Origin of the sequence: Lactobacillus sp. ESL0681 (genome assembly GCF_029392835.1) — a bacterium.
GTDB lineage: Bacteria > Bacillota > Bacilli > Lactobacillales > Lactobacillaceae > Lactobacillus.
The window spans coordinates 240,693-252,456 of sequence record NZ_CP113943.1 but is presented as its reverse complement, the minus strand read 5'-3'; the positions used below and the strand labels follow the sequence as shown (position 1 = coordinate 252,456).

The window sequence follows — 11,764 nt, the reverse complement described above, 5'->3', positions numbered from 1 at the left end:
CTAGTTAATTTTCACCGCGATGCTTAAAAAATGGAATATCATCTACATCGTCATCTTGTGCATTAGTCTCAATTTGTGAAATACTATTTTGATCATCAGCAGTAAATGAATTTATATCATCATTTTTGTCAAAATCAGTTGGTGAAACACGTCTAGGTTCACGGTTATCATCATTATCTAGACCCCAGACACTAGTAGGATCAACCATCGGCTTATGCTTAGGAGCTGGCTGAACTACAGTTGATTGATTTAATGGTTGTTCTGATTGAACATTCGGTTGTGATTCATGTGCAACTTCGTCTTGCTGAACATCATCAGCCGCTTGAGCTGATACTGGCTGTGACTTGATTTGATGACTACGCCCTGGTAACTGCTTTGACGCTTCTTCTTCAGCATCAGGATTTATCCCCGTTGCAATTACAGTAACGACAACTTCATCACCCAAGTTAGAATTAATTGAAGTACCAAAAATGATATTTACATCGTCACCAGCAGCTTTAGAAACTATTTCAGAAGCATCCTGAGCCTCAAACAAAGTTAAATCAGGTCCACCAGTAATATTTAGTAACACCTGCTGAGCACCATCAATTGAAACCTCAAGTAATGGCGAAGAAATAGCTAGTTTGGTTGCCTCAACAGTTCTGTTCTCACCATTAGCGCGACCAATACCCATTAAGGCAGCACCTTGGTTAGCCATCACAGTCTTAACATCAGCAAAATCTAGGTTAACATAATCTGTTGACGTAATTAAATCCGAAATTCCTTGCACACCTTGTTTTAAAACATTATCGGCTTCTTTAAAAGCATCCATCATTGGAGTCTTTTTATCAACCATCTCAAGCAAGCGGTTATTGGCAATGATCACCAGAGTATCAACATATTGCTTTAATTCTGCAATCCCTGATGCAGCATTCTTTGAACGCTTGGGTCCCTCAAAAGTAAATGGACGTGTAACAACGCCAACTGTCAAAGCACCAGTTTCTCGAGCAATTTTAGCAACAATTGGTGCAGCACCAGTCCCAGTTCCACCGCCCATACCAGCAGTAATAAAAATCATATCTGCACCTTTGAGTGCATCTTCAATTGTTTGTTCACTTTCTTCAGCAGCTTTTTGTCCAACTTCAGGATGAGACCCTGCGCCTAAACCTCTAGTTAGCTTTGGGCCTAATTGAATTTTATTTTCTGCTTTATTGCTATTAAGCGCCTGTACATCTGTATTAGCTGCAACGAAGGAAACCCCTTGAACGCCATCATCAATCATCCGATTAACTGCATTTCCTCCAGCACCACCAACACCTATCACTTTAATGACAGCATTTTTATTGTCATCTGAATCGAATGTAAAATCCATCTAATTAACCACCTTTAATCAAAGAACTTTTTAAAGAAGCTCTTTATGCCATTTTCACTTTTTTTATTGCTATTTTTGGGCCTGCTTTGCACAGCCTTCTGCCGTCTATTATATTCTTCTTTTGTATTGGTTTCACTAACATGAGTAGATCTTTTTAAATTTTTAGAATTATTTTCTGCTGGTGCAACTTGGACTTGATCTGTTATTTTCTTACCATAAATTGCATTGATTGCCAAAAAATCAATATCAGATAAATTATATGCATAATTAACAATACCGTATGCAGCCGAATATACTGGATTACGCATACCAATCTGATCTGGCTGATAGACACGAGTTTTTATGTTTAAGGAATTGGCAACTAAATCATCAATTCCTTGTAACAGGCTATTACCACCAGTAATTACAATTCCTCCAGGTAGTTTCAATGCATCATGCTTATCTAATCCCTTACCAATTCGCTCAATAATTTGCATTAGCCGGGCATTAATTATTTTACTAAGATAAACTTCGTCAATCATTTCCTGGCCATCTGCACCAACACTATTGACCGCAAACTTATCTTTAACCGAGGCCAAAGCCGGATCAGCATAGCCATAATCAAGTTTGATCTGCTCCGCATCCTTTTTAGAAGTACTTAGTACGCTAGAGATATCATTACTAATATCACTACCACCTTCTAAATCAATATTCGCATACTTAATCTGACCATCATGGATAACGGTTGCCGTCGCAACCCCACCACCTAATTCTAGAATAATCGAGCCGAATGTTCGTTCACTTTCATCAAGTGCGACACTAGCAATTGCCAACGGGATTGGCACAAAGAAGTTATTTTGATAACCAGCTCGTTCGATTGCCTTCTTAATATTATGTAGTGGGCCAGCTGGAGCGGTTAATAGTATCCCTTGAACAGCAAGCGAGTGCGCAATCATTTTTCGTGGATCGTCAACTTCAACTTTGCCATCAATTAAAAATCGTGTAGTCAAGAACGCAATTGGTTCACGTTCACTTTTACTTGCAGATTTAATTGCTGCTTGCAAAAGCCGACGAACATCACGATCACCTACTTCTTGTCCAACATCACTTACATTAATTAAATCGCTGGCTGTTTCTAACTGCAACATTCCAACTGGAATGCCAGTAACCACCCGATAAATATTTGAGTTGGTCTTCTTCGAAATTTCTTTTAAAGCTTGTCCAATTGCACTTGCTGTTTCATCAATATCAGTAATATTGCCATGTCGCATACCTTTATTAGGCACTGCCACTGCTCCAATTACCTTACCAGAATCAGCTACAACGGCTTTTACACTAGTAGTACCGATGTCTAGGCCCACTAGAAGATTCGTGTTATCCAAAATTAATCCCCCATCAACGCTCTCTAGGAAATTTTACCATAAAAAAATCATAAATTCAGCTTACGTTAAACCATAATTTTGCTTTTCTTTAACGGTAAGTGGGCGAGTAAATGCCCCTACTTCCAAATCAATCAAACTATTTTTCACGGTTTTTGTTTTAATTTTATTATAATAATGTATTTTATCTTTTAATGTTGCGATATTACCAACTACAACATTGCCATCTTTCATTAGAAAAATAACTTGTGATTTACGTCTAGTATTACCACTTAATAGTTTAACCTGAGATCTAAATTCATCAGGTAAACTATTAAATAGCTGCAAATCTTTTTTTAAAGAAAACTGCTTATTATAACCAACAAAGATTGGCTTGTCTTGATTTACCTTATTCCAAGGTAAAAGTTTGGTACCAAGTTTGCCGTGTGCTAGAATTTTACGGTATTTATTACCCGTTTTAATATAGCCGATTGGAGGATGTTCAGTTATTGCTAAGGTCAGACGATTAAGCTTATCTGCTTTAACTTCAACCCTTTGAATCTCTGTATATTTGTCCATTAAATTATTGCTTAACTGCTTTTGATTAAACAAACAATTGACCACTTTATCGCCTGCTTTAATTCCAGAAGTTTGAACAATTTCATTAGCTGGCAGATCGGCAACTCCCTGGATTTTTACTTGCTTAATTATAGCTAGCGGTGAAATATAATATCCCAATATAATTATCATCACCAAAGAAATAATAATAATCGATCCTAAACGTTTAACAATTGCTGAACGTCGCTCGTTACGCAACTTAGCAAGCGAATCTGAAGCCTTATGTTTAGTAGACTGCTTTTTGCTTTGACTAGTTTGGTGAGCTAAATAACGTGACAGTTTTTCTTTTGGATCTATTTTAGTAACCCGTCTCTTCGTCATATAGTCTCACCTTACTTTCTATTTATTTACCAACTCTTGCATTACTTTAATTACTTGATCTGATGCATCAGGTATCCCCAATGATTTTGAAGCTTTCCTCATATCATGAGCATACTTATCATCAAGCAAAATATGATCAATTGAAGAAATAAAATTGTTAGGATTCAGGTCGTCTTCAGGTATTACCAAAGCCGCCCCCGCTTTTTCTAAATCAATTGCATTTTTCATTTGATGATTATGCGTAACATTAGGACTAGGAATTAAAATTGCTGGAACTCCTAATGCCGTAAACTCTGCAATACTCGTTGCACCAGACCGCGAAACAACACAGGTCATCTCTGGCAATAAAGCAGGCATATCCTTAATATATGGAGTAATTTTTAACTGATCACCATAATCAACTCCAGCCAGCTTTTCTTTGACCTCGTCATAATAGTAAGTTCCTGTAGCCCAAATAATTTGATATGGCTTTTTACTTAGCTTGATAATTGATTGTAGCACAATTCGATTGATTGCTAGAGCGCCACGAGAACCGCCAAAAATTAACACAGTTGGTACCTTGGGATTAAGTTGCCATTGTTTATGTAAATCAATTTTAACTTCAGGTAATGCTAAAACTTGCTGGGAGCGTGGATTACCTGTTTTAACTAACTTGTTTTTTTCAGAAAATTGCTTGGCAGCATCATCAAAACTATAACAAATCTTGTCTACATAATGACCTAAATATTTGTTAGCCAATCCCACTACAGAGTTAGATTCATGGATCATTGTCGGTATATGCATTTTAGCTGCTTCATAAACAACTGCAGCACTGACATATCCCCCAGTCCCAACTACAATATCTGGCTTGAAGTCATGTAAAATTTGCTTTGCCCGTTTAGTTGCTTTGATGAATAAACTAATAGTAGCAAAATTTTTAAGTAAATGCTTGCGATTAAACCCTTGAATTTCAATTGTTTCAAAATTAACCCCTGCACTAGGGACAATCTTAGCTTCGAGTCCTTTTTTAGTACCTACAAACAAGATTTCATCATTTGTGGCTAATTCACGCTGCTTTAAACGTTCGATAATCGCCATAATTGGATAAATATGGCCACCTGTGCCACCGCCAGTAAAAATAACTTTCATTTTAATTTGTCTTTAAATCCTCAATTAATTTTATAAAACAATCGCCACGTTCTTCAAAGGTTTTAAATTGATCCCATGAAGCACAGGCAGGAGAAAACAGCAATACATCACCAACACTAGAAAGTTCATATGCCTTAGGTACAGCAACTTGCAAGGTGTCTTCAATCTCAATTTGCTTAATTCCAGCCTTACGTGCCGCATCTGCCAGCAAATATCGTGTTTCTCCATAAAGTACAACAGCCTTAACGTGTTTTTTTAGTAATGGAACTAGTGCGTCGAAACTAAAACCTCGATCTAAACCTCCAGCAATCAAGATTTCAGGCTGATCAAAAGACGGAATCGCAACAGAAGCTGCTTCAATATTAGTAGACTTAGAATCATTATAAACTTTTCGACCTGCTAGCGTTGTCACATATTGCAATCGATGTTTAGCTCCAGTAAATGTCTTCAAAACACTACAAATATCTGAATTACTTGCGCCCAACAAATTCGCAATTGCAATCGCAACTAACGCATTTTGTTGGTTGTGTATACCAGGTAATCTCATTTCTGATATTGGCATAATTTTGCCAGTTTTACTTTGTAAATAACCATCAGCAATAAAATAATCAGCTTGGCTATCTTTTTCGGAAAAAGTTTGAATCTTCGCTTTAGTTATTTGTTGTTCTTGAGCAAAAATTTCTTTCTGATCATAATTGGCGATTAGATAATGCTCACTACTCTGAGTTTTAGTGACATTTAACTTGGCAGCTACATAGTTGGCAAAGGTCTTATGATAATCAAGATGGACATTATCATAAATATCGATAATTGCCGCTATTTTAGGATCAAGATCAGTTACTCCTAGTAGTTGAAAACTTGACATTTCAACTACTAAAACATCATCTTTGGTTACATGATCAACAACTTCAGAAATTGGCTTGCCAATGTTACCAACAGCGTATGCATGGTGTCCACTATCAGACAAGTGGCGCTCCAAAATCTGTTGAGTTAGCATTACTGTCGTAGTTTTACCATTTGATCCAGTAATACAGACATAGGGCGCATCGCTTACACTTAAAGCAACTTCTGGTTCTGTAATAATCGGAATTTGTAATTCCTGTGCCTTTTTTACCAACGGATTATCATAAGGAATTCCGGGGTTCTTTACCAAATAGTCAAATTGCTCCTGCGCTAACAATTCAAGTGGATGATACCCACCAATAATGTGAACACCTTTTTGGGCTAGTTGCTGCGCCTGCTGATTATCATTTAGATCTGCCCGATCATTTAAAGTTAGCTTTGCACCAAGTTTCAGCAATAAATTACTTACTGCAAAACCACTTTTACCTAATCCTAACACTAAAATATTTTTATTTCGATATTTATTTAGTTGCTTCATTTGTTTCTGTTTAGCCCCAGATTACTATATATAAAAAACTACCGATTAAGCCAATTAACCAAAAGACTCCATCAACTTTCCATTCACTCCAACCAATCATTTCAAAATGATGATGAACTGGTGTCATTTTAAAAATTCTTTTCCCTGTAGTTTGAAACGAAATTACTTGTAAAATAACACTTGCGGTTTCACAAACAAATACAATGCCAATCAATAATAAAGACCATGGCCGATTCAAGAGGATACTGACTACGGCCAATCCGCCTCCTAAAGCAAGTGAACCAGCATCACCCATAAAAATCTTAGCCGGTTTATGATTAAAAATAAAGAACGAAATTAATCCGCCAATCACACTCATACAAAAGAATAAAACAGCAGAATTGTGCTGCTTAATAGCTAAATAAGCATAAGTACCATATGCCAGAATCGATAGCCCAGTAGCTAGGCCATCTAGGCCATCCGAAAGATTGACTGCATTAGAAAATCCAACTAACCAAAATACAACAAAGGCAATAAATAAAATTACGCTGGTTATAGTTCCTACAAACGGAATAAATAGCTTAAACTTAAAGCCATCACTAGCGGCTAATCCTACTACTACTGCCGCAATTAAAATTTGCAGCAGCAACTTTTGCCATGCCCGCAAACCTAAATTACGCTTAAAAAAGAGCTTGATCGCATCATCAAGAAAGCCAATAACACCATAACCTAACAGACTAATTACTAAAATCCAAATACTTTTATTTAGCTCATGTTGCCACATTGCCACCCAAATAGTAGAAACAGCCGCTGCTAAAACAAAAACGACTCCTCCCATTGTTGGCGTACCTGACTTTTTTTGATGCCATTTAGGACCCTCATCGCGAATTTCCTGTCCTTCATGATGACTACGCATAAAAATAATCATCCAAGGTAAAATAAATCCTGTTAATACTAGTGAACTAACCAATGCAATAATACTATTAATGAGCATATAGTGCTACTCCTTTAATTCTATTTTTAATTTTGTTCCAGGCTTAATAGTCGCGCCAGGTTTAATACTCTGCTTTTGAACTACTCCACTGCCTTTTAAATCTAGCTTAATATCAGCCAATGTTGCAAACTGCTGCAAATCGTTAAGTGTCCATCCATGCATCTCTGGACAAGTGATTTTTTTGGTTGTACGAACAAACAGCTTATTACCAACTTGAATTTTTTTATTTTCAGCCTGGGCAGTTATCTTATCCCCCCGTCCAAGCTTAACCAGTTTGATCCCCAATTGACTAGCTTTTTGTTTTGCGCTTTGAAACGACATTTTAGTAAGATTAGGCACAGTAACTAATTTAGTAGTATCGTGCTCATTTTTTGACATTAAAATAGTACGATTCATTACTGGCTTAAAAATTGATGCCAAAATAGTTTCTGCTGGCTTCACCATCCGTCTTGGTTGTTTCATTGTGATATAAACACAATAACGTGGTTTTTTAGCCGGGGTAACTCCGACAACTGAGAAGATATAATTATTATCGCCCTTAAGATAACCTCCATGTGGATTCGCTATTTGTGCAGTACCTGTTTTAATAGCAATACTTTGATGATCCATTCGATAAGTTGCACCAGTCCCTATTCGCTTATTGAGAACCCGTTTCATATTTTTTAAGACAACTTGGGCAGTTTGCTTAGAATATACAGGATCTCCAACATCTTGAACTTGGTACGATTTAATTGTCTTACCACTAGCATTAGTTTCTTTTTCAACAAACTGCGGCTTCACCATTTGTCCTTCATTAGCCAAACTGCTAAAGGCCTGCATCATTTGCATAACATTAACATTAACTCCTTGACCAAAACTAGTTACTGCCTGATCAACTGGAGATTTAAAAGCTAGCAATCCTGATTGTTCACCAGGGAGAGTAACTCCAGTTTTTTGATTAATTCGAAACTTTTTCAAATATTTATGCCAGGTTTTCGCACCCATTTGTTGTTCAAGGTGTACGAACCCTGTATTACTAGATCTTGGAAAAGCTTGTGAAAAGGGAATACTACCCCAACCTGATGACTGCCAATCATGTATTACGGATCCTCCAACCGAAACCGAACCAGAATTGTAATACTGATTAGGATGGTAATTTCCACTATCAACAGCCGCAGATAAAGTTAAAACTTTAAAAACTGAACCAGGTTCAAAGGTATCCTGTACCAGAATATTACGATAGGATTTGTCCATTCCCTTTTTTGTCTGTGGATTAAAAGTAGGTCTTTGAGAAGCAGCTAAAATTTTACCAGTTTTCATGTCTTCAACTACTGCAGTCATAGAAACTGGATTATATGTTTGTTGCACATCTGAAAGACGATTTTCCAAATAGTCTTGTAATTGTGAATCAATCGTCAAATACAAGTCATTACCATTCTTAGGGGCACGATAAGATTGTGCATGATTCGGAGCTTGATAATTTGCCGCATCAACTGATGAAATTTGCGTACCATCTTTACCCGAAAGCAAGTCATTATACCATGCTTCTAATCCCATTGTACCAACTAAATTCTCAGTATTAGTCTTTTTATCATACTTTGGTTCAGCATAGCCAACTATGTGAGAAGCAAAATTACCATTGGGATACAACCTAGCTGGCGTCTCAAAAAACTTAATTCCTGGCAACTTCATCTTGACTATTTGATCACGCTGACGTTTAGTCAGTCCACTTCCAGCTGCACCAAACTGAACCTGGAAAGCTGAATGACTAGGATTCAGATATTGCAAAATTTTACTTGCAGATATAGGTAGTACAGTCGCTAATTTATCAGCTGTTTTAGATTTATTAACCACATATTCTGGTTTATTTTTATAATTTATTGAAGTTTTATCTAAGATCGCATAAACCGTATAAAGATGTGAGTCTTGTGCCACTGCTAATCCATTCCGATCATAGATCGTACCGCGAGATGCCTTTAAAACCTGATTCCGTTTATATAACTGTTCAGTTCTTTGACTCAAGTTTCTGCCATTAACGGTTTGTGAAATTCCTAAATATAAAAATCTTCCTACAAATACAAGAAAAACCAAAGCCGCAGCTACTTGGAGACATCTCCCCACTGTAAAACGGTAGCCGTGGGCTTTGGATTTTTGTGATCGCAAATTATTAATATTTTGTTTCATTAGTGAACATTCCTAATGTTTTTTTCAATTAAAGTTAGTCCTTTACTTCGAGCAATTTTGTTCATTCTTGCACTTGAAGTTAATTCACCAATTTCTTGGTGTAAATCACTAACTTTATTTTGCTCTTTAACAACTGTTTGCTGAACATTAGTCAGCTCATGTTGAGCTGACGTGGCTGAAACACTAGCTGAAACTAATGTAAACATTAGTCCTAATGTAATTAATGTTCCTAAAATTAGCAAGACTTTTTCAAAACCAGACCAAACAACGTGTTCTTGGTTAAGAGACACTCGTTGCTTAGCATTTGGTTTATCTTTTTCATTAGGGTTAAATGTAACTTTTCTTGCTAAATTATCAGCCATCGGCTTTTCCTCTTTACAACTTTTCCGCGATCCGTAACTTTGCACTGTGTGAGCGGTTATTGTTCTCTAATTCTTTAGTCGAAGCAACAATAGGTTTACGATTGATTAAACGAAGAGTAGGCTTCATGCTATCTGGTATCATTGGCATCCCACGTGGTACTTCAACTTCTGAATATTTTTTAAAAATCTTTTTTACTATTTTATCCTCATCAGACTGAAAAGTAATTACGCTAATTCTACCTTTAGGTTTTAGCAGCTTAATGGCTTCTTCAAGCGATTGCTCAAGAACCTCAAGCTCATGATTTACTGCAACGCGCAATGCCTGAAAAGTTTTCTTAGCCGGATGGCCTCCGCTACGCCTAGCATATGCCGGAATTGCTTCTTTAATAACTTCCACTAACTCAAAAGTTGTTTCAATTGGTTTAGCTTGTCTTCTAATAACAATTTTACTGGCTATCTGACGCGAAAATTTTTCATCACCATATTTATACAAAATATTTGCTAACTCTTTTTGACTTGAGTTGTTTATCAACTGGTAGGCATCAAGTGATTGCTGTTGATCCATTCTCATGTCTAATCGAGCATTGAAGCGATATGAAAATCCCCGCGCTGCTTGATCAAACTGAGGAGAAGATACCCCAAGATCATAATATATTCCATCAATTCCATCAACATAGCCTAGCTTAACCAGGTTCATATTCAAATGGCTAAAATTGTCATGGACTAATTCTAATCTCGGTTTACTATTATTTGCCAATACATCCGCAAAGTTTAAACGAGCCGATTTTATTGCAAATTCATCTTGGTCAAAACCAATCAAAGTACCTGAATTAAGCTTGCTTAACAAATATTTTGCATGACCACCACCACCAAAAGTTGCATCAACATAAAGGCCATGGTTTTTTGGTTTTAAATTATCTATTGTTTCATGTAAAAGTACACTAGTGTGTTTGAATTCCATAGTTAAAGCTCAATATCATCCAAATCTTCTGCGATATTATCATAGTTTTCGTTAGCTTCATCGCTAAAGCTTTCCCAACGTTCACTTGACCAAATTTCTATTCGATCTGAAACGCCTACAATAACACATTCTTTTATTAAAGCCGCGTGTTTCTTCAAAGTTGTGGTCAGATTAACACGCCCCTGTTTATCGAATTCGCATTCCATCGCACCAGAATAAAACAATCGCGTAAAACTACGCGCATTTCTCTTAGTTAACGGAAGACGGGCCAGTTTAGATTCCATTTTTTGCCATTCTGCAATAGTATAACCAAAAATGCAACCCTCCATGCCACGAGTAAATACCATTTTTTCTCCAATCTCTTCACGCAAATGGGCAGGGATAATTAATCGCCCTTTGCTATCAAGATTGTGATGGTATTCACCCATGAACATGACCTAGCCCCCTTCCAAAGAATAATTTACCACAATTCACCACTTTCTACCACATTTTTACCAAAAAACTTAAGTTATTTAATATTTTAACAAGCTTAAAAAAACAGCTTAGGATTAATATTAATCCTAAGCCATTTATAGCTAAAAATTTACTTTTAATAAGTGGGGGAAACTAAATCATTAAGAATAACAAACCGATATACCAAAAAATTGTGCACGCAGTCAGATAATCCCACAATTGACGTAGTGTTTTTTGCAAAGAAATATTTTTGTACTTTATCGTTTCAGACACTGCAACTACAATTACTAAGATAAAGAAAAGCAAAAATCCATAGGGCAAAAATTCAGGTTTTCGCTCCTTTGTCGTAATCAAATGACAGGCAAAACAAAAAAATAATGGTAAAACATCATATCCCCGAAAAAGTGCCTTAGGAAAAGCTTTATTCAACATAAATGCTAAGGCCAAGCCAATTATTGGTGCAAAAAAAATCAAAAACATGATCATCCTCCTAAAGATCTATTTTACTACATAATTGAAAAAAAACATTAATAAGGATAAAATATTGTTCAAGTAAGGAGGACAAACATGGCTCGAAGAAAAAAGAAGAAAAAATCTGGATTTCAAAAATTGACTATTTTTATGGCATGGCTAATGGCTTTTATTACATTAGCAGGTATCTTAGTTGCAGTTATCCCTGCACTAATTAACAACGGTACAATCGGCTAAAAAAGCGT

12 protein-coding genes are annotated in these 11,764 nt (G+C 36.4%); 1 reads left to right on the top strand and 11 read right to left on the bottom strand.

The features are described 5' to 3' along the window. Positions 1-4 precede the first annotated feature (4 nt). The 11 genes from ftsZ to OZX59_RS01305 all read right to left on the bottom strand — a co-directional run bounded on the left by ftsZ (position 5) and on the right by OZX59_RS01305 (position 11,528). Positions 5-1,351, bottom strand: coding sequence for a cell division protein FtsZ (ftsZ, locus tag OZX59_RS01355; protein ID WP_277126352.1), 1,347 nt, complete (start codon positions 1,349-1,351; stop codon positions 5-7). Positions 1,352-1,365: 14 nt separating this feature from the next. Continuing rightward, positions 1,366-2,712, bottom strand: a complete 1,347-nt coding sequence (gene ftsA / locus OZX59_RS01350) for a cell division protein FtsA (RefSeq protein ID WP_277126351.1) — start codon at positions 2,710-2,712, stop codon at positions 1,366-1,368. 60 nt (positions 2,713-2,772) lie between these two features. Further along, positions 2,773-3,627 carry an FtsQ-type POTRA domain-containing protein gene (locus OZX59_RS01345; RefSeq protein ID WP_277126350.1) on the bottom strand — a complete coding sequence of 285 codons (855 nt, stop codon included), beginning with the start codon at positions 3,625-3,627 and terminating at the stop codon, positions 2,773-2,775. 18 nt (positions 3,628-3,645) lie between these two features. Beyond that, positions 3,646-4,755, bottom strand: coding sequence for an undecaprenyldiphospho-muramoylpentapeptide beta-N-acetylglucosaminyltransferase (murG, locus tag OZX59_RS01340; RefSeq protein WP_277126349.1), 1,110 nt, complete (start codon positions 4,753-4,755; stop codon positions 3,646-3,648). 1 nt (position 4,756) lies between these two features. After that, entirely contained in the window at positions 4,757-6,136 is a 1,380-nt protein-coding gene (murD, locus tag OZX59_RS01335; protein WP_277126348.1) for a UDP-N-acetylmuramoyl-L-alanine--D-glutamate ligase, read from the bottom strand. A 10-nt stretch (positions 6,137-6,146) separates the two neighbouring features. Further along, complete coding sequence (mraY, locus tag OZX59_RS01330; RefSeq protein ID WP_277126347.1) at positions 6,147-7,109, bottom strand: phospho-N-acetylmuramoyl-pentapeptide-transferase; 963 nt, start codon at positions 7,107-7,109, stop codon at positions 6,147-6,149. 6 nt (positions 7,110-7,115) lie between these two features. Next, a complete protein-coding gene (locus OZX59_RS01325) occupies positions 7,116-9,272 on the bottom strand; it encodes a penicillin-binding transpeptidase domain-containing protein (RefSeq protein WP_277126346.1) in 2,157 nt (718 codons plus the stop codon). Continuing rightward, entirely contained in the window at positions 9,272-9,634 is a 363-nt protein-coding gene (gene ftsL / locus OZX59_RS01320; RefSeq protein WP_277126345.1) for a cell division protein FtsL, read from the bottom strand. Before ftsL ends, OZX59_RS01325 begins: the two co-directional genes overlap by 1 nt. A gap of 13 nt (positions 9,635-9,647) precedes the next feature. Then, on the bottom strand, positions 9,648-10,595 hold the full coding sequence (gene rsmH / locus OZX59_RS01315) for a 16S rRNA (cytosine(1402)-N(4))-methyltransferase RsmH (RefSeq protein ID WP_277126344.1): 948 nt from the start codon (positions 10,593-10,595) through the stop codon (positions 9,648-9,650). 2 nt (positions 10,596-10,597) lie between these two features. After that, entirely contained in the window at positions 10,598-11,029 is a 432-nt protein-coding gene (gene mraZ / locus OZX59_RS01310; protein WP_277126343.1) for a division/cell wall cluster transcriptional repressor MraZ, read from the bottom strand. A 172-nt stretch (positions 11,030-11,201) separates the two neighbouring features. Then, positions 11,202-11,528, bottom strand: a complete 327-nt coding sequence (locus OZX59_RS01305) for a DUF3397 domain-containing protein (protein ID WP_277126342.1) — start codon at positions 11,526-11,528, stop codon at positions 11,202-11,204. An 87-nt stretch (positions 11,529-11,615) separates the two neighbouring features. Between OZX59_RS01305 and OZX59_RS01300 the strand changes: the two genes are divergently transcribed. Further along, the gene (locus tag OZX59_RS01300) at positions 11,616-11,756 is read left to right on the top strand and encodes a DUF4044 domain-containing protein (protein ID WP_277126341.1); all 141 of its coding nucleotides are present in this window, start codon (positions 11,616-11,618) and stop codon (positions 11,754-11,756) included. The last annotated feature ends 8 nt before the right edge of the window (positions 11,757-11,764 follow it).